The organism is Burkholderia sp. AU31652 (assembly GCF_002223155.1).
Taxonomy (GTDB): Bacteria; Pseudomonadota; Gammaproteobacteria; order Burkholderiales; family Burkholderiaceae; genus Burkholderia.
This window is the reverse complement of record NZ_NKFG01000005.1, coordinates 404,301-423,744: the sequence shown is the minus strand read 5'-3', so window position 1 is coordinate 423,744 and position 19,444 is coordinate 404,301. Positions and strand designations below refer to the sequence as shown.

Below are 19,444 nucleotides of genomic sequence, written 5' to 3'. Positions count from 1 at the left end.
ACCCGTGCGGATCACGGGCTGTGTCATGCGGGAGGCGTCACTCTGTCACCCAATCGACGTCAATCGTCGATGACGCCCGCCCGCACGCACCGCCCAGCCCGCCCATGGCCTTACCGCGATTGCTCGCCCGCTGCCAGTTCCGGTTGCACGGCCGCCATGCGACGTTGCAGCACGGCCGGCGCGGTTTCCTTCAGCAGCAGGCTGACCACGATGCCCAGCATGACCGCGCCCATCGGCAGCCACAGAATGTTCTGGATGCCAAAGTGTGCGGCGACGTAGCCGCCCATCGCCGGCGCGATGCCGCCGCCGAAGATCTCGCCGACCCCGACCACCACGCCGATCGACGTCGACACGAGCCCGATGGGCGCGGCCTCCGTCGCCACCGGGCCGGACAGCAGCGACACCAGCCCGAGCGTGAAGAACGACGCAACGAACAGCACGCCGAACAGTGCGAGCGGCTGCGGGCCGAGGCCGCGGAAGATATAGAGCATCACGGCCGTTCCCGCGAAGCCGACGATGCTCGCGAGGCGGCGGCCAACCAGGTCGGACAGCCCCGGCAACCCGAATTGCCCGAGAAAACCGCCGAAACCGATCGCCGACACGACGAGGCCCATCTTCTGCGTGCCGAGCGCCAGGTAGTCGGTCAGGTACAGCGGCAACAGCGCGCCGAGCACGAATACGCCGGTCATCGCGCAGCACAAGGCGGCCATCGCCACGAGGATGTTGCGGCTCTTGAGCACATGGCCGAGCGACGCCGGCGCATGCTCCGACGCGACGGCCTTCGTGACCTTCGGCTCGCGGATCACGAAGAACATGATCGCGCCGAGGATCAGGCCGGGCACGGCGACGAGCGCAAAGACCCAGCGCCACGACACGAAGCCGAGCAGCTGCGTCGCGATGATCGGCGACAGCGCGAGCCCGAACAGCGCGAAGCCGCTTTGCTGCAGGCCGAGGTTCAGCCCGCGCCGCCGGGGATGCGATGCGTCGGCCGTCGCGGCGAAGCTCGTCGGGCAGAACGAGCCCTCCGCGACGCCCATCAGGCCGCGAATCGCCATCAGCCCGAGCAGGCCACCCGCGAGCCCCGAGAAGCCCGACAGCAGCGAGAACGCGATGATGGCCGGAATCAGCACCTTGCGGCGGCCGATCTTGTCGGAGATGCCGCCCATCAGCGCCGCGAAGATGCCCCACGACAGGCCGAGCACGCCGATGCAGTTGCCGACGTCCTGCGCGTTCAGGTTGAGGTCCTTCATGATCGAAGGGAACAGCGGTGCAATCAGCCAGCGATCGAGGCCGACCAGCCCGAAGCCGAGCGCCAGCAGCGTGACCGCCTTCCATTCGTATGAGGTATCCCACTCGTTTGCTTTCATGTCCGTCTCCGTGGACACAGGTTCGCCTGCGCGCGCCGCAGCGCCTGCGCATGAGCCCGGTCCGATGTCTTTTGTGTGCGACGCGAATCGCGAGGAAGTGCCGGCCGGCGTTCGGGTGCGACGCGTTGGGTTCAATCAGCCGACGTCACCACGATAGGTGCACGGCCGCCAATCGGGTATGGAACAACCGGCGAACGCGCCATTCGCGAAACGCAAATAATCGGGCGGTGTGGGCAGAAAGGGGCGGCGGAAGGGCGTGGAGAGGGTGCGCGCAAGATAGACGTGGCGCTCGCTCGTACGTGGCGGGGGAATCCCTCATAGACATCGCGAACGCCTACGCTTGGCCCGCTCACGCGGGCCATGCAACACCATCCGACAGGCTGGGCAGAGGTCTCGTCAAGCCGGTAGAGGGTGCGATTCACCCTGTATCGCTCGAAGCGCAATCGGGGCCAAACCCCTTGCAGGCGAGCTTTTCAGCTATGGAAACGGCCGCGCCCGAAAGAAGCGAACGATGGCGGGATCACTCGTCACGCCATCCGGCCGCGGGCCTAATGCGTTTTCTTGCGAATCTGGTTGACCTTTGGCAAATACGTCAGGACCGCATGGGATCGGTCGCCACCGGTCGCCACGATCGTGATGACCTCGTGTCCGGACGCACTCAACGCGCCCGTGCTCAGATCAATCGACACGACGAAGCTCGTCCCGTCCGCATACGTCCCGCGGGTGACGCGCTTGCCGTCCTCGAACGTGACGGCGAATGACGCGAGTTCCAGAATGTTCGCGCGAATGTCAGTTACGGGAAGGGTCGGCTCGAATGCGACCACACCATCGGCTTGCAGTTGGGCACACCCGTGTCGGCCCAAACTGACGTGCATTTCCGTATCGCTGTTGACAGCCACCCGCATGCGCGGGTCGTCGTACTGCGTATCGTCGGCGAACAGCAACGCTTCCTTCTCTTTCGAACTCATCACGCCTCCTGTTTCGGCTCGCGAATGACTTTCCGGCTCCATGCAGGCGACCTATAGCGAGCCATGCAAAAAAAGCCGCCCACGGACGGCAGGCAGCGAACGACCCAACGCTGGAACACACCACCGCACCCGGGCCATACGAGCGCGATCCTAGTCGCATCTTTTCGGATGCCGCAACACGGCGCGATTCATTCGATATAAGACAAATACTATATTTGAATAATCCGGCTTCGATTAGAACAACAAGAAATGCTCCCAACCGATTACCACACCCGCCTCCAGTCACGACCAACACGCCTCGAAGCAAGACCTCCGTTAAATAAAACAATCATCAAAAACGTCAAATACCGTTTCACCAACACTAAAACGTTATATAAAAATAAAAATTCATTTCATATTCACTGCGAGATTGATATTCTCCCCCACACATTTCCGAGCACATTCGTTTATTGCACTGAGAGACCCGTTCGAACCAATACGAATCAAGAACATAAATCATGAGATCGTAGTGATGTCGATAACAAAAGCATTCCGGGATTTTGCGTCCGGTCTGGCCGTCGGGAACAAGCGGCCGGTCGATCTCCATTTCGGGCGGGCGCAACGCGCGGTCGGCCATCTGCTGGCGCTCCATCACGCCAATATCCGCGAAGGGCTGATGTCGGGCATCGAAGGGCAACTGACCTGCGTGTCGACCTACGATCACCTGCCGCCTTCGCTGTTTCTTGGTTTGCCCGTATCGGTCCGGCTGACGACCGATCGGGGCAACATCCGGGCCATCAACGCGATCGTGCACGAAGTGCGAACCGGTCAATCCGACGGCGAACTCACCGTGTATCAGCTGCATGTATGCGATGCCCTGTCGCTGATGGATCGTCGCACGAACGCTCGCCTGTTCCGCTCGCGCAGCGTGCCGGAGATTCTGGCGACGCTGATGAACGAGTGGAAACAGCGTAGCCCCGCACTCGCGCGAGCGTTCGATTTCGACCTGTCGACGTTGCAGGCCGATCGGTATCCGGCACGCGAGCTGACGCGGCAAGTCAACGAATCCGACGCCCGCTTCATCCGGCGGCTGCTACGCCGGGAAGGCATCACGGTCTTCGCGACGGCCGCGCCAGTCGACGGAAGGCGCAGCGTGACCGATGAGCGGCCGATTCACACGCTCGTGTTCTGCGACGATCCGCATCGTCTGCCGGACGCGCCGGCCGGTATCGTACGCCTTCACCCGCGCGACGCCGGCGCCGAGCAACGTGACACCGTCACCCTCTTTGCGTACGACCAGAGCCTGTCGCCCGGCAAGGTCCGCCGCCCGTCGTGGGATTACAAGACCGCTCGTATGGACGACTTCGAGGCCGTCACCGGCATCGGCCAGGGCGAGTCGGGGAACGACCTTGCGCGCCTGCTGACCGACGTCGCGATCGACATCCCGCACGTCGGCGACTCGTGGAACGATCACGCGCGCATCGCGCAAGACCGGATGCTGGCCCATCAGTTCGAAGCCGCGCACTTCGACGGCATCGGCACCGTGCGCGACATGCTGGTGGGACACGGGTTCACGCTGGCGGGCGATCCCGAACTGGATATGAAGTCGATCGATCGCCGTCGGTTCGTCGTCACGTCGATTCGACACGTCATCTGGAACAACCTGCCGACAGGCTTGTCGGGTCGCGCGAGCGGGCTGTTCGCGGCAAGCCGCAATCTGACGCCAACCGCCCCGCCGCCCGATGCATCGGGATCAACGGACACGCGCTACGAGAACAGTTTCACGTGCGTGCAACGGGGCGTGCCGCTGAAGCCGGCCTACGATCCGGCGATCGACGTGCCGCCGGTTCACCTGCTGACCGGGACGATCGTCGGCACGCAGGGCGAAGAGGTGTTTTGCGACAAGGCCGGCCGCGTGCGTGTGCAGATTCATGGGCTGGACCCGGCGGACCATGCGCACGCGCAAGGCGCCGGCACGAACGGCCTGGCCGGTGACAGCGCGCCGATTCGCGTCGCGGCAAGTCTCGCGGGCGAATGCTTCGGCGCGCTGTTCCTGCCGCGTGTCGGCATGGAGGTCTTGCTGGGGAACCTGTCGGGCGATCCCGACCGTCTGGTGATCATCGGCGTGTTGAGCAACGGCGCGAATCCGCCCGCGACTTTCAGCCATACCGGCGGGCTTCCGGGCAACCGCTACGTGTCCGGGATCAAGACGCGGGAAATCAGGGGCCGCCGGCACAACCAGCTTCGACTGGACGACACGCCGTCACAAATCTCAGCGCAGTTGGCAAGCGAACATGCGCATACCCAGTTGAATCTCGGCTACCTGACGCAGCCGCGCAAGGACGGACACGGGAGCGACCGGGGTGAAGGCGCGGAACTGCGCACCGACGCCGCTGCGGCGTTGCGCGCCGCCCAAGGCATGCTGTTGACGACCTATGCGCGGTCGCACGCGACCGGCGGTCAGCTCGACCGCGATGAGCTGATTCACTTGCTCGACCAATGCACGGAGTTGTTCAAGTCGCTCGGTGATTATGCCGGCCAGCATGGTGGGCAATCCGCCGACACGGCCGGCCAGGACAATCTCGCCAACGCATTCCGTCACTGGAAACCCGACGGATCGGAAGCGGGCGCGGCAAGTGAAGCCTCCGCATTCATGGCGTTCGGCGCGCAAGCGGGGTCGCTGAACGTCACGCCGAAAACGCACGTCATGTATGCGGGCGAGAACATCGATCAGATTGCGCAGCAACACATGCAGATCACGAGCGGCGAGCGAATCAATCTGCATGCAGGACACGGCGTCGCGATGTTCGCGCACGGCAACGGCGTATCGGCGATCGCGCATCAGGGGAAAGTCGCGCTTCAATCGCAGAACGGCGACACGCAAATCGAGTCCGGCAAAAACATCCGGTTGACTGCGGCCGACGGCAAGCTTGCCGGCACGGCAAGCGACGAAGTCGTATTCGTCACGTCCGGCGGCGCGTATCTCAGGCTGCATGGCGGCGATATCGAACTGGGATGCCCTGGCAAGTTCACCGTGAAATCGGACGGTCATGCCTGGGATGGCCCCGCAAGCATGAGCGTCGACTTGCCGAAATTCGATCAACTTCCGCTCGGCCGCGTCCCGAAGCTGATTCGTCCAACGGACGGTAACGCCGCACCGGGGTTCGACGGACAGGTACGCAAGGCATCGGGAACGCTGTCGAGTTTGACGACCGACACGGCAGGGGAACTGCCGGCCGTCGATACCGACCGGTTCGAGAGGCTGGCGGTGAAGTTCACCAAGAAGAATGTTTAACGAAAGCGCAGGAGTCCGGATGAACGACTCATCTCTCGATCCTCGACCGGAAGAGGACACCCGCACCAATCAGCACGCCGCGAAGACCGATGTGCCCGACGCGGCTGCGTCGCGTCCTGAGCCACCTCAGATCGTCGTCGGCCGGAGCGACGGGGTCTCGATGTGGACGAAAGACACCCGCCTGATCTGCCTCAAGCAAATGCCGTTGCCCGGTATCGTCATCTTCGTGCATGGGGTGAACTCCGAAGGTGAATGGTTCGAAGCCGCCGAGCAGGGGCTGTGCGCTGGCCTGAATCGCCGGCTCGGGCGGCTGGACGATCAACTCAAGTATCGCGGCATCGAGGCCGGGCAGTTGGTGCCGGCGAAGTACACGGAAAGCGTGACGCCGGACGGGTTTCTGAATCCGAAGCTCTGGTCCGGCAACTACATCAAATCCGACCCGTCCTTCTCTCCCGTCATTCATTTCCGATGGGGCTATCGGGCGACCGCCGCTGAGCTGAAAGAGTATGGCGACAAGATCTTCCTGAACGAGAAGGACTACTGGGGCGGCGGCCCGTTCACGAACGGTTGCGCGAGCCTGCCCGATCTCTGGCACGGCGGCCTCGACGACCGCGCGGCCGGGTGGGTGACCGTCCAGGGGATCAACCCGACCCATCGACCGCTGTATCGCGCGCCACCCCGCGCATATGGCGTGCTCGCGGCGTTGCGCCTTGCGAGGTTGATCGAGTCGATTCGCCGCATGCAGGCCGACGTGCCGATTACCGTCGTGTGCCATAGCCAGGGCAACATCGTGGGCCTTACCGCAGCCTTCTTCGGCGATGCACTACCCGATGTCGGAGATCCGTGGGGACGTAGCGGGCATTGCGTGGCCGACGCCTACGTGCTGGCGAATGCGCCGTACAGTCTTGCGCGCGCAGACGGCCCGAATCCATCCGATACGTTCATGGATACCTGGTCGCAACGCGCGACCAGGGACGGCAGCGGTCGTCGCGGGCGGCAGACCTACACCGCCCGCACGAAAACGTTCGGCAAGTTCCTGTCGATCATCGGCACTCGGAAGGCCTATGAACTTTCCGCAGACAAGATCGATGAAGACATGGCGAACGAACGGGTATCGCCGACCAGCAAGCGGTCTTATGCGGCACAAGACGATCGGGTACGCCACGGCCTGAACGGATCGACGTATGGTCGCGTCACCGCGTATTGCTGTCCGCACGATCAGGTGATTTCGGCGATCACGGTTCAAGGCATCGGCTGGCGTGGCATCGACAAGAACGAGCTGAACGATATCAACGTCTCCGGCGTGCTGACGCAGCGCGTCTTTGCCTCCGGCTTTCAGGTTGGCGTGCAGGAGCGCTATCAGTATTGGGAAGACGACTGGCGGCATGGCAAAAAGGGAACGACGTCGGGATTCTGGTATCCGCCTTCGCCACCTGCCAAGTTCAATCTCATCGGTGCGCTCAAGGGAAACGAGTCCGTGTTCGGGGTGGCGGCCACGCTTGCATCCGCGCCGATCATGTTTTTCGTGACCCAGATCAGCTCGGCATTGAATATGTTCCGCGTGAACGCCAATCCGCCGAAGGATTGGGCCGTGGTGGCGGACGCGCCGGCACTCGACGAACCGTTCCCGCCGAAGGCATTGCGGTTCGGCAAGCCCATCGTAACGAAGGACGGCAATGCGACAAGCGACTTCAACGAAGGCAACGATCCTCCAGCCGCATGGCGCGACGCAAGCAAGAGCGAGGCAGACAAGCGCGCGGACGATCCCTACGATCAGTACGAGGCGAAGAACAATGACAGCGTCGCGCAAGGCACGGCAGAGAGCGAAGCCGGACAGCGTTACGAGGACCGCGCGTTGATGCGGATGGAGGCGCGGCGAACGCTGAATACGGAATGGCTCGATGGCGACGGCCACGTGATCGGCGAGGACGGCAAGAGCGAAATGCCGGAGGGCTACAAGGAATGGCGCGACAAGCAGATTGTCGATTGGCTCGATCGTGGCTCGACCAACAGCCCGACGAATCACTCCACGACGATGACCAATCCGGAGCATGCGAAAAAGGCGCTTGCGTACGATGTGGCGATTGGGGTTTGCTATCTGACGCCCGAGCAAATGAAAGCGCTACGGATTGAGGCAGATTGGCGGATGGGAGACGGTATTCCTCTAGATATTCCGAACAAGACGTATGCCGACTATTTTGCATCGGGCACTCTCTATAGAACGCCTCTCCAAGAATGGATACATGCAGATAAAAGCGAAGGCAAGATGCCGAACGCGATCGTGGATGAGCGTGAAGGCCAGCTTTATTTGAAGGTCGGGGGTGTCGTATGAAGATGCTGATCGCTACATGGCCGCGACGTGTCGCCGTCGCCGTTTCGACATGGTTGATCGCAACCGTGCTCATGGCCTCGCTGATGACGCACGTAGAACAACCTGACCCGGCCCATTTGGAAATCGGAGATTGGATGAAGCGATTCATTGTCGTGCCCGGCTTGGCTGCACTCATGGTGTTTCTGTTCACCACCGTCCTAATGCGTCCAGCACGGGCCACGCCTGTCCGGGAGCATGCCACGCTAACCGCCGACGAGCCGACAAAGCCGTTCGTCGCGCAGGTTGTTGGCCTGATGTGGTTGAATCCATTGCAACGTATGGACTACCCCACCCAATGGCAATTATTGTGGACACAGGGACTGGCCGCGCCAAACAAGAACGACGATATGGTTCGCACCGATGCGAAGTCCTTTACTACCTTGCAGTCTGTAGCGGGTATCGCATACGGCAACGACGGCCAGGAGACGATCAAGGGCTTCTACGCCAAGTACGTGGACAAGTTCATCTTACTGGTACGTACCAGATATTTTAGTAACGCGAAGTACTTCTACAATGTGGGATCCCAAAGCCAGCAGGACTGGCGTGAACTCGCTGGTATACACGTCGAAGTTGCCATTCCACCCCGACTTGATCTGGCCTTTGCCCATTCACGCGTGGTCGATCGGATGATGAATTTCTTCGAAATCGGCCCGCCGTCACCCAAGACGCTTTGGAGCCGCGACACGCCCCCCGACGTACAAATCACCCAAGGCGGCGCGAACGCAGGCTTTACATCGCTGAACAAAGCGCTGGACTACTTGCAGGCGAACCCCGACAAGACCGTATGGGCGATCAACTGGGACGCGCCGAGCTTCCCGCCCACGGACGCGCAGATCAACGAGAACCTCGTCGTGCTGTTCCTCGCCGGCCCGAACTTCAACACGCAGCGTGAGCCGCTCGCATGGATCGGCAAAGCCGCAACGGGCAACACGCAAGCGTTTTCGCCGAAGGTTGGCACAACGCGCGCCGTGCAGGCATGGAAGGCAACCATTGACCAGGCGGCACGCAATGCCGGCGTCGCGGTTCCGGACCTCAAGTACATCGTCCACGACGCAGGCGTCGGTAGCGATACCGCATCGTCACGCGTCGCCGCGCTCGCACAAACCTTGACCGAAACCCTTCCCGAATACGACCACCAGAAGCAGACATTCAACACAGCCGCCCTACTCGGCGACATGGGCACCGGCAGCGCATTGACCGACGTCGCGCTCGCCATCGGCCGGATCAATCACTTCGGCGGCAACGCACTCGTCGCCGGCACGACCGATCCGGATCACCCGGTCGCGGTCGTTGTCCGGCCACCGTCGAAGCTCACGCCGATCGATCCCGACAAGGACTGGTTCCGCGCACGCGGCGGCAACAACGCCTATCTGCCGTGGTGGGGACGCCGACACGATACCAATTACGGCATGCAGGGCTATTCATGGTGATGCGCACCGGCGCGGCCGCGCGTTACATGTGAACGTATCTGCCACGTCGAGCAGCAGGAGATTCGATGAAACGATTTGTAGTTCTACCCAGTTTGGCAGCACTCGTGATGTTTCTGTTCACGACGACCATGATCCGGTCGGCGCATTCCGCACCTGTCCCTGGGCCGGTAGCGAATGCGGTGCCGGCCGTCGCAGAAGCGGCGAAGCCGTTCGTCGCGCAGGTTGTGGGTTTGATCTGGTTGAATCCGTTGCAACGCATGGACTACCCGACCGAATGGCAATTACTGTGGACGCAAGGACTCGCGTCTCCGAACAAGAACGACGATATGGTGCGAACCGATCCGAAGTCCTTTACTACCCTGCAATCGGTAGCAGGCATCGCATATGGCAATGACGGTGCAGAAACGTTTAGAGGGTTCTATCGAAAGTACATGTTCGAGTTTCCTCTACTGCTTCGGTCGCGCTATGCATCCAATTCAAAGTATTTCTATACGGTAAACCCTGCCGACAAAAAGGACTGGCGCGAGTTGGCTGGTATCCGTGTTGAGCTCGCGATTCCGGAACGGCTCGACGCGGACGAGTCGAAAACCTATTTGCAGGACTCGATTCGAAAATCGTTTTCGATCGGGAATACGCATTTTCCAACGATGTGGAGTAAGGGCACGCTCCCCGATGTACAAATCACGCAAGGCGGCTCCAACGCCGGCTTCACGTCCCTGAACAAAGCCTTGGACTACCTGCAGGCGAACCCCGACAAGAGCGTCTGGGTAGTGAACTGGGATGCACCCAACTTCCCGCCCACGGACGCACAGATCAACGAGAACCTTGTCGTGCTGTTCCTCGCCGGCCCAACCTTCAACACCGAGCGTGAGCCCCTCGCCTGGATCGGCAAGGCCGCGACCGGTAACACGCTTGATTTTCCGAAGAAGGTCGGCACGACCCGCACCGTGCAGGCGTGGAAGGCGACCATTGACCAAGCGGCGCGCAACGCCGGCATCGCGGCCGCCGACCTCAACTACATCGTTCACGACGCAGGTAAAGGCAGCGACGCATCGTCGGCACGGCTTGCGGTGCTCGGACAAACCTTGACCGAAACGCTTCCGGAATACGACCACCAGAAGCAGACGTTCAATACAGCCGCCCTACTCGGCGACATGGGCACCGGCAGCGCATTGACCGACGTTGCGCTCGCCATCGGCCGGATCAATCACTACGGCGGCAACGCATTGGTCGCCGGCACGACCGATCCCGAGCATCCCGTCGCGGTTGCCGTCATGCCACCGTCGAAGCTCACGCCGATCGATCCCAACAAGGACTGGTTCCGCGCACGCGGCGGCAACAACGCCTATCTGCCGTGGTGGGGGCGTCGGCACGATACGAATTACGGCATGCAAGGCTATTCATGGTGATGCGCACCGGCGCGGCAGATTGCTTCATCCGAGCGTGATCGCCGCGTCAGACCTCAAACCATTTGGAGGACGAAATCCCATGCGGGGAATTATCCGGGTAGAAGATACGCACACCCACGGCGGCCGGGTCGAATCCGGCGCCCGAAAAAGCACGGTGATGGGGCGCGCGGTCGCCCGCATCGGCGACCCATGCTCGTGTCCGATTCATGGCGCTTGCGAGATTGCCGAGGGCGACACGGCCTTCAAGGTCGAAGGTCGAGACGCTGCCTTCGATGGTCACAAGACTTCATGCGGCGCGACCTTGATTTCCTCCCTTCACACTTCCGGGCGAGTTTGAATGCAAAAGACCCGACGCATGACTGCCGAACAGTTCCGCCTGTTGCGCGTGCAAAATACACGAATCAAGCCCTTGAACCAGTGGGCTCTACACGAGATTTTCGTCAAGGGCCGATCACAGCGGGCTGTGGCGGCGGAAGTCGGCATGACGTGTTCCGCGATGTCGCAGCTCGTACGGAAGGTGTGGCAGCGGTATCTGGAGCTACCGGGAAACTGTACGCGCCTCACCACCCTCACGATCACGATCCCGGCCAGATACGAGCCCGCACTCCAGGCATGGGTGCGGGATGCCTATCGATTGGCGATTCAGAACGAACAAGATACGGCGACCTGATCGATTCCCGCCCCCGGAACTTCTCTCAAACCCCATTCACAACGGTTTTTACGTCCCATGAAGTTTTCGATCAATCCGGATGCGGCACGGTACGCGACGATCGTATCGATCGTTTCCGCCGGCATTTCCATCGTCTCGGCGTGGTCCGCTCACGACGCGATGAAAAGTAACGAACTCATATACCGACCCTATGTCGTGGCAACACAGCACTTCGACGACGCCGAAAACAGGCGAGGCATTTATCTTTCAAATGCAGGGCTGGGGCCGGCCATCATCAAGAATATGACCGTGACGATCGGAACCCGAAAATACACCGGCCTCGGCCCCAGTATCTGGTCACGCGTCCAGTCCGATGCAGGCGTCGGCGCCACGCGATGCTTCAGGACCGGCTGGCCGCGCCCCGACGATCCGCTGAAAGCCGGCGAGATCGTCCCGCTTCTGGCCTTGTCGGATAAGGCGCCCCCTCCATGCGTGCCCATCCTGCTCAAGCTGCTGGCCATGAACGATATCGCTATCGATATCCAGTACGAATCCGTGCACGGAACGGCGTTCTCTTCGACGCGCGACGTCGGCCTTCACGATCCCGACGCAATGCAGATCGCACGCCAATATGACGACATCGAACGGCGCATGGCTGAACTGCTCAAGGGCATGGATGCCGTGCATGCTCCGCACGCTGCGTCCGCTGCGCAGCCCTGAATGCTGCTCGCGGCACGGCCGATCGCGTTGCGTGTCGGCGTGCCGGCGCCGCAATCCGGCGCTCAGGCCGGGCCGGCATTCCGCGACCTCTTCGACGCTTCACCAAAGATTCAACAAAGCGGAGACCACGCCTCCGGCAGGCAAATCGTCGACGTAGCCCGCTCGATCTGCTGCGGTCCGCCCTTGGGCGGCCAAAGCCCCTCGGCATAGTGGCGCGCGCGCAATGCCATGCGCTCCTCCAGGCTCGAGAACCCCCAGATATGGGCAATGCGAGGCGGGCCGTCGATCGCGTACATATTCGCGACGAGATGCGACGTATAGGCTTCGGCGGGGCCGACGGCCTGCTCCCACGCGGCGATCGTCGGCGCGATCCCGGCCGGCTTTAGCCAATAGCGGCGAAATTCGTAGAACCTGCCCAGTGTCGACGGCTCGATCGCGGGCAGGAACGGAAACAGTTCGTAGGTTTCCATGCTGAGACCCACGTGGTCCCCGTCGATATTGAACGGCCCGCCGCTCATCAACGCACGTCGACGCTCCTGCTGCAGTTCGTCGATATCGTCGAAGCCGCGCAACACGACGATCTGCCCCAACTCGCCGATTTCCGAACGCCATGCGCCAAGCAGACGCCCCGCGGCCCCCGGATCCGTTACCCATCGGTGCGCACCGGCGGAAACGGCATCCTGCTCCAGCAGCAAACACGACAACGTCGTCAGTTCATACTGCATCTCGACCATCCCTCGCAAAATGGGCCGCGGACACGCAAGTCTCACCCGCCCGTCGTCATAAAAATAAATTCCCGCAATCCCACTTCTGATAAAACGTTATTCCATATCAAGCTGAATCGCCAGCCAACTTTGGATCCTTTTTCCCTTCTGTCCCCCGTATCATTTCTTCCATTCCGAAAGAAACGAGCATGAGAAGGACATGAGCGACACCACCACGCTGCACTACCTCGACTACGCCGCCACGACGCCCGCCGATCCGCGCGTGATCGAAGCGATGACGGCCTGCCTCGGCTTCGACGGCATCTTCGGCAACCCGGCATCGAGCTCGCATGCCGCCGGCCGGCTCGCGAAAGACAAGGTCGAGCAGGCCCGCGCGCAAGTCGCCGCGCTGATCGGCGCGGACGCCGACGAGATCGTCTGGACCTCGGGCGCCACCGAATCGAACAACCTCGCGCTGAAGGGCTATGCGGAAAACGCGACCGGCAAGCGCCACCTGATCACGAGCCGCATCGAGCACAAGGCCATTCTCGACACGATGGCGAACCTGGCGAAGCACGGCGCGTCGGTCACGTTCCTCACGCCCACGCGCGACGGCGAGATCACCGCCGACGCGGTCGCGGCCGCCATCGGCCCCGATACGGGCCTCGTGTCGCTGATGCTCGTGAACAACGAACTCGGCACGCTGACCGATATTGGCGCAATCTCGCGCATCGTGCATGACGCGGGCGCGCTGCTCCACGTCGACGCCGCGCAGGCGCTCGGCAAGACGCCGATCGACGTGCGCGCGCTCGGCATCGACATGCTGTCGATGTCCGCGCACAAGGTGTACGGCCCGAAGGGGATCGGCGCGCTGTTCGTGCGCCGCGACATCGCGGATCAAATCGCCCCGCAGATTCACGGCGGCGGGCACGAGCGCGGCTTGCGTTCGGGCACGCTCGCGACGCATCAGATCGTCGGCATGGGCGTTGCATGCGAACTGGCCGCTGAAAAGCTCGACGGCGAAGCCGCACGGATCGCGGCGCTCGGCGCGCGCCTGACGGACGCGCTGGTCGCCCTCGGCGATGTCACGCAGAACGCGGCCGCCGCGCGCCGCATCCCGCACACGCTGAGCCTGACGGTGAATGCGCCGGGCTTCTTCCCGTTCATGCTCGGTGAAGCGCTCGCCGTGTCGTCGACGTCCGCATGCAACTCGACCAGCGGCGCACCGTCCCACGTGCTGACCGCGATCGGCCTCGATGCGGAAACGGCCGGCCGCACCGTGCGCGTAAGCTTCGGCCGCTTTACGACGGAGCAGGACGTCGATTTCGCGATCGCCTGCTTCCGCCAGGCGATCGAACAGTGTCGCGCGACGGCGGCGAACGGCTTCTCCGCGTCGCGGCAGATCACGCCGGCCGACCTGAAGGCGATCCGCAATGCCGGCTTCCGCTCGGTCATCTGCAACCGGCCGGACGGCGAAGGCGACGCCCATCCGGCGTTCGACGAAATCGCCGCGGCAGCCCGCGAACTGGGCCTCGAAGCACGCTACCTGCCGGTCGAGCGCGACGGCATCGGCGATGCGGAGATCGATGCCTTCGGTGCACTGGTCGACACGCTGCAGAAGCCGGTGCTCGCGTACTGCCGCAGCGGCAATCGCTCCGGCATGCTGTGGAATCGCTTGTCCGCCCGGCGCACGGCCACGGCTTCGGCCTGAGCGGGAACACCACCCCGTCACGCTCCGCCACCCGCGTTCGCGCACGAAGCCGATGCTTCGATGCGCGGCCGGATGGCGGTGGCGATCAACGCAACGTCATTCCCCCTCATCCCCTCTCACCGACGTGTAAATCGCCAGCTTCAGCGCGGGATCGTCGTTCGCCTGGAACGTCGCGCATTCATAACGCTGCGCGCCCCGTTGCGCATGCGCGAACACCTTCCGGCCCGACACGCCGCTGCGCACGTCATGCGCATCCCACCATTGCGCGAACTCGCTGCTGCTCGCGCGCAAGCGCGCCACCAGCGCGACGAACGCCGGATCGCTCGCATGGAACGCGGCGCCCTCACGCGCCGTACGCATCCAGCGCCTTCAACGGCACATGCAGGCTCTCGTTCGCGGCAAACGCGTCGAGCAGATAGTCGACCGTCGCCTGTACGCGCGACGCCTTCAATGCGCGATGCGGATACTGCATCGCCATTTCGTAGCTGCCGGGCAAGTGATGGCGGTGCAGCAGCACCTTCAGCGCGCCGGAGCGCAGATGCGCCCACGCGAGGTGCACCCCGACCTGCGCGATGCCCAGCCCGTCACGGGCGGCCTGCAGCACGGCCTCCGGCGCGGAGAATGTCAGCAGCGCCGTCTCGCCCGGATCGACCGCCACGATGCTCCCGCCGCGCATCCTGAAGCTCCACGTCGCGACTCCGCCACCGAGAAACCGGCGTGCGATCAGCCGGTGCGCAACGAGATCGTCCGGCGCGCGCGGAATGCCGTGACGCTCCAGATAAGCGGGTGATGCAACCAGCACCGTATTCAGGCGAAAGACCGGCCGAGACACCAGCGCGGAATCGTGGATGTTGCCGCCGCGGATGACGATGTCGTAGCCGTCGCGTACGACGTCGACGATCCGGTCGTCGAAATCGGCCTCCACCGACAAGCCGGGGTAACGCGCCAGCAACCCGGGCAGCACCGGTTGCAGATGCTCGCGCCCGAACGCGGCGCTGGTCGAGATGCGTACGCGTCCTTGCGGCCCGAGCCGCTGCGCGACGATGCTGTCGACCGCCGAATCGAGCGCGTCCAGTGCGACGCGCGCCTCGCGCAGGAACACGCTGCCTTCGTCGGTGAGCTTCAGCGTGCGCGTGGTGCGGTTCATCAGCCGCACGCCGAGCGCCTGCTCGAGGCCCGCGACGTTCTTGCTGACGGCGGCCGACGTGATGCCGAGCATGCGCCCGGCCGCCGCGAAGCTGCCGGCATCGGCCGCATGCACGAACGACAGGATCGCCCGCGTGCGTTGTGACACATCCAAAGCAGCCTCCTTCGATCGACACGTTGCACGGTACACCTTCGCCTGCCGCCGATTATCAACCTGAAGTTGAGAGCGACTCAACCCGGGCCCGACTTCCGGTTGCGACCCGCGCCGCCCACAATCAGCCCATCGTTCAACGGACTGCAAAGGAATGTCCATGCTTGCCACCATCGTTTTCGACAGCGGTCACGGTCACACCGAGCGACAGGCGCAAGCCGTCGCGGAAGGCGTGCGGCGCGTGCCGGGCGCGGAAGTGCGGCTCGTCGCGGTCGCCGACGGCGCGATTCCGTGGGAGACGCTCGCCGCGAGCGACGCGATCATCTTCGGCTCGCCGACGTACAACGGCTCGATCAGCTCGCGGCTCAAGAAGTTCATGGAGGACTCGACGCGCCCCGCGTGGATTCCGCAAGCCTGGCGCAACAAGGTCGCGGCCGGCTTCACCAATTCCGGCGCGCAGCACGGCGACAAGCTGAACTCGCTGATGACGATGACGCTGTTCGCCGCGCAGCACGGGATGATCTGGGTCGGGCTCGACCTGTTCGCCGGCACCGCGACGAACGAGCGCAACCGGATCGGCGGCTGGCTCGGCGCGATGGCGCAGTCCGACGACGTGTCGCCGGAACTGTCACCGATCGCGAGCGACCTCGACACCGCCGCGCACCTCGGGCAGCGCGTCGCCGAACTGGCGTCGCGGTTCGCGGCCAGCGCGTAAGCAGCATCCCATTCCCAGGAGATCGACATGAAACTGCTGTGCCTTGACGTCCCGCTGCCCGGCGCCCGCCCGGACGCGTATCAGCCGCACCTGCTCGACGAAGTGCGCTACGCGTGGCAACTGCTCAAGCGCGGGATCGTCCGCGATATCTATTTCCGTCAGGATCGCCCCGGCGTCGCGATCATCGCGGAGTGCGAGTCGATCGAAAGCGCCCGCGAAGCGCTGCGCGAGTTTCCGCTGGCGAAGGCCGGGCTGATCGACTGGGACATCATTCCGCTTGGCGCGTTTCTCGGCTGGGAAGCGCTGTTTGCGACGGATCACGCGTAACTTTCACGGTCGGTGGCGTGACGCGAACGCGGCGCGCAATCGGGCTTCGATCAGGCCAGCCCCGGCGCCGGCGAATTCCGTCACAAGCCAGGCACGCATTGCCAGCCTGGCGCGCACGACACGCTGCTACCTCGGATACTCCAGTTGCAGCGCGACCCAGCCTGACGTCGCATCGCCATAGCGTGCCGCGATGTCGCCGAGCACACCGGGCAGCACCGCTTCCCCACGCCGGTCAGCCGGCACCGTCATGCGCGCGTGCCGCGCATTCGCCGGCTGCGCCAGCAACCGCAGCCCGTGCCTCGACTCGACCACGCGCGCGTCTGCCGTCGCGACGACGTCACTGCGCCAGGTCCGCGCCCACGCGTCGGCGGTCAACGCAACCGGAAGCTCGTCGAACCCGGTTTCGACCGGCAGATCGAACGTCTCGTGCCGCCAGAACGCGACGCGGTTCGTCAGCGCGACCGCCACCGCACGCGCCGTCAACGCGAACCGGCTACCGTCGTGAACGTCGCTCCATGACTGTGCGCCCACGCGCCGCGCCGTCTCGCGCGCCGCTGCCGGCCCGGCCAGCGCATTCACCAACGCCAGCGAAGCGGGAATCGACGCCGACACGCCGGTCGTCGTCATGACGTTGCCGTCCATCACATAGCGGCGATCGTCGACCCACGTCGTATCGGCAAAGCGGCGACGCAGGCCTTCACGCGAATACCAGTGGGACGTCGCCGTACGATGCCGCAGCACGCCGGCGTTCGCGAGCACTTCCGCGCCCTCGCAGATCGCCACCATCGTTGCGCCGGCGGCGGCCTGCTTGCGTAACCATGCCAGCACCGCCGGGCTGTCCGCGCGATGCAGCGCGGGCACGATCACCACGTCGGCCCCCGCAGGCGTCGCGGCATCGAACCGGTCGAACGTCGTATCGGCCAGCATGCGCAGCGCGGGCATCAGCTCGACCTCGCCTTCATCGGCCGATACGGCGACGACATCGGCCGCCCCGGACGTCTTCAGCAGCGTGTACGGCACGATGAAATCGGTCGTCTCCGTTCCGGCGTTGTCCGCGACGATCGCCACGAGCGGCCGCGCGCGGCCCGCCTTCGGCGCGCCGATCGTCAGCGCTTGGGCGACCGGCCGTGCGTCCTCCGCCTTCACCGGCACCTGCCATCCCGCTGCACTTGCGCCCAGCATCGCGCACACGAGCAGCACCGCCCCGCCTGTCTTCCGTCCCCGCATCGTTCACCCGCAGCCGTCGATTGCATGTCCGGAAAATTACAAGGATCATGCTCGCGGTCACAAGGACAACTCCACCGCACTTTCCGCCATGTCCCAGTCAACCTGTTCGGCACGCGACATCGTCGTCGTCGGCTTCGAAGGCGTCCAGTCGCTCGACATCACGGGCCCGATGGAAGTGTTCGCGGTCGCGAACCGTCATCTTCCCGACCATGCCGCGCCGTACCGGCTCACGCTCGCGTCGCAACACGGCGGCGACATCGTCACGCACGCGGGCCTGCGCCTCGCCGGCACGGCCGCGCTCGCGGCGCTGCCCGAGCGGATCGACACGCTCATCGTCGCCGGCGGCGATGAAGCGGCGCTGCGCCACGCCGCGTCGGAAGCCGGCGTGCTGCCGTGGCTGCGCACGCGGATCGCGGGCACGCGGCGCATCGCGAGCATCTGCACGGGCGCGTTCGTGCTGGCGGCGGGCGGATGGCTGGACGGCCGGCGCGCGACCACGCACTGGAACCGGTGCGCGATGCTGCAGGCGCTCCGTCCCGACGCGCGGATCGAACCGGACGCGATCTACGTCAGCGATCCGCCGTTCCATACGTCGGCCGGCGTGACGGCGGGCATCGATCTGTGTCTCGCACTCGTCGAGGCGGATTGCGGCGCGCCGACCGCGCTCGCGGTCGCACGCGAACTCGTGCTGTTCATGCACCGGCCCGGCGGACAGGCGCAGTTCAGCGTCGGGCTCGGCTCGCTGGCCAACGCGACGCCGCGCATGCGCGCGCTGCTCGCCGACATCGCCGACGATCCGGCCGGCGATCTCGGCGTCGCCGCGCTGGCCGCGCGGATGCACATGAGCGAACGCACGTTTGCGCGCAATTTTCTCAAGGAGACCGGACGATCGCCCGCGCAGTTCGTGCTGGCCGCACGCGTCGAGCGCGCGAAGGCGCTGCTGGAGCGGGCCGACTGGCCGCTCGAACGCATCGCCGAGCGGTCGGGATTCGGCAGCATCGACGCGTTGCAGCGCGCGTTCGCGAAGCAGGTCGGCGTGTCGCCACGCGACTATCGCGCCCGCTTCGGACCGCGACACGGCACGCCGAAAGCGGAATAGGCCGTCGCCGGTCCCGCGTGCGTCCGGGGCCACTGGCCTGGCGGCGATCCGGCGATCGCCCGCCGCCGCGCCTCCGTCACGCTCCCGCTCCTCCCGGCGACGAAACGGGCCGACACGCCCTGTTCCGGTGCATCCCTCGGGATTTTCACTCCATTGCCGAAATCTGATAGAGCCGG

Annotated in this window: 17 protein-coding genes; 11 read left to right on the top strand and 6 right to left on the bottom strand. The window is 64.1% G+C overall.

Annotation, left to right across the window (positions count from 1 at the left end):
- Positions 1-110: 110 nt before the first annotated feature.
- Both CFB40_RS19450 and CFB40_RS19445 read right to left on the bottom strand, forming a co-directional pair.
- A complete protein-coding gene (locus CFB40_RS19450) occupies positions 111-1,367 on the bottom strand; it encodes an MFS transporter (RefSeq protein ID WP_089432098.1) in 1,257 nt (418 codons plus the stop codon).
- Between the two features lie 548 nt (positions 1,368-1,915).
- A complete protein-coding gene (locus CFB40_RS19445; RefSeq protein ID WP_089428390.1) occupies positions 1,916-2,335 on the bottom strand; it encodes a hypothetical protein in 420 nt (139 codons plus the stop codon).
- Between the two features lie 511 nt (positions 2,336-2,846).
- On the opposite strand from CFB40_RS19445, the gene CFB40_RS19440 reads away from it, so the two are divergent.
- The 7 genes from CFB40_RS19440 (at position 2,847) to CFB40_RS19410 (ending at position 12,188) form a co-directional block, all read left to right on the top strand.
- Positions 2,847-5,609: a type VI secretion system Vgr family protein gene (locus CFB40_RS19440; RefSeq protein ID WP_089432097.1), complete on the top strand. Its 2,763-nt coding sequence runs from the start codon at positions 2,847-2,849 to the stop codon at positions 5,607-5,609.
- 19 nt (positions 5,610-5,628) lie between these two features.
- Positions 5,629-7,941, top strand: coding sequence for a T6SS effector phospholipase Tle3 domain-containing protein (locus CFB40_RS19435; protein ID WP_256976848.1), 2,313 nt, complete (start codon positions 5,629-5,631; stop codon positions 7,939-7,941).
- Entirely contained in the window at positions 7,938-9,410 is a 1,473-nt protein-coding gene (locus tag CFB40_RS19430; RefSeq protein WP_256976847.1) for a virulence factor, read from the top strand. The genes CFB40_RS19435 and CFB40_RS19430 overlap by 4 nt, the downstream gene beginning before the upstream one ends.
- A 65-nt stretch (positions 9,411-9,475) precedes the next feature.
- A complete protein-coding gene (locus CFB40_RS19425; protein ID WP_089432095.1) occupies positions 9,476-10,819 on the top strand; it encodes a virulence factor in 1,344 nt (447 codons plus the stop codon).
- Between the two features lie 79 nt (positions 10,820-10,898).
- A complete protein-coding gene (locus tag CFB40_RS19420) occupies positions 10,899-11,156 on the top strand; it encodes a PAAR domain-containing protein (RefSeq protein ID WP_089432094.1) in 258 nt (85 codons plus the stop codon).
- Positions 11,157-11,489 carry a TrfB-related DNA-binding protein gene (locus tag CFB40_RS19415; RefSeq protein WP_174975079.1) on the top strand — a complete coding sequence of 111 codons (333 nt, stop codon included), beginning with the start codon at positions 11,157-11,159 and terminating at the stop codon, positions 11,487-11,489.
- Positions 11,490-11,546: 57 nt separating this feature from the next.
- Positions 11,547-12,188, top strand: a complete 642-nt coding sequence (locus CFB40_RS19410) for a hypothetical protein (protein WP_089432093.1) — start codon at positions 11,547-11,549, stop codon at positions 12,186-12,188.
- Positions 12,189-12,298: 110 nt separating this feature from the next.
- Here CFB40_RS19410 and CFB40_RS19405 read toward each other — a convergent pair whose 3' ends face one another.
- Positions 12,299-12,913 (bottom strand): NIPSNAP family protein, encoded by a 615-nt coding sequence (locus CFB40_RS19405; RefSeq protein ID WP_089433247.1) that lies wholly within the window; start codon positions 12,911-12,913, stop codon positions 12,299-12,301.
- 199 nt (positions 12,914-13,112) lie between these two features.
- Between CFB40_RS19405 and CFB40_RS19400 the strand changes: the two genes are divergently transcribed.
- Complete coding sequence (locus CFB40_RS19400) at positions 13,113-14,603, top strand: aminotransferase class V-fold PLP-dependent enzyme (protein WP_089432092.1); 1,491 nt, start codon at positions 13,113-13,115, stop codon at positions 14,601-14,603.
- 96 nt (positions 14,604-14,699) lie between these two features.
- Here the strand turns inward: CFB40_RS19400 and CFB40_RS19395 are convergent, their stop codons facing one another.
- Both CFB40_RS19395 and CFB40_RS19390 read right to left on the bottom strand, forming a co-directional pair.
- Positions 14,700-14,963, bottom strand: a complete 264-nt coding sequence (locus CFB40_RS19395; protein ID WP_256976846.1) for an MmyB family transcriptional regulator — start codon at positions 14,961-14,963, stop codon at positions 14,700-14,702.
- Positions 14,947-15,903, bottom strand: a complete 957-nt coding sequence (locus tag CFB40_RS19390) for a LysR family transcriptional regulator (RefSeq protein WP_089432091.1) — start codon at positions 15,901-15,903, stop codon at positions 14,947-14,949. The genes CFB40_RS19395 and CFB40_RS19390 overlap by 17 nt, the downstream gene beginning before the upstream one ends.
- Before the next feature lie 157 nt (positions 15,904-16,060).
- Here CFB40_RS19390 and CFB40_RS19385 point away from each other — a divergent pair, with 157 nt between their 5' ends.
- Positions 16,061-16,615 carry a flavodoxin family protein gene (locus tag CFB40_RS19385; protein WP_089429187.1) on the top strand — a complete coding sequence of 185 codons (555 nt, stop codon included), beginning with the start codon at positions 16,061-16,063 and terminating at the stop codon, positions 16,613-16,615.
- 27 nt (positions 16,616-16,642) lie between these two features.
- Positions 16,643-16,942: a superoxide dismutase gene (locus CFB40_RS19380; protein ID WP_089428398.1), complete on the top strand. Its 300-nt coding sequence runs from the start codon at positions 16,643-16,645 to the stop codon at positions 16,940-16,942.
- Between the two features lie 126 nt (positions 16,943-17,068).
- On the opposite strand, the gene CFB40_RS19375 is transcribed toward CFB40_RS19380, so the two are convergent.
- The gene (locus CFB40_RS19375; RefSeq protein WP_089432090.1) at positions 17,069-18,169 is read right to left on the bottom strand and encodes a DJ-1/PfpI family protein; all 1,101 of its coding nucleotides are present in this window, start codon (positions 18,167-18,169) and stop codon (positions 17,069-17,071) included.
- 88 nt (positions 18,170-18,257) lie between these two features.
- On the opposite strand from CFB40_RS19375, the gene CFB40_RS19370 reads away from it, so the two are divergent.
- Complete coding sequence (locus CFB40_RS19370; RefSeq protein WP_089432089.1) at positions 18,258-19,268, top strand: GlxA family transcriptional regulator; 1,011 nt, start codon at positions 18,258-18,260, stop codon at positions 19,266-19,268.
- Positions 19,269-19,444: the final 176 nt, after the last annotated feature.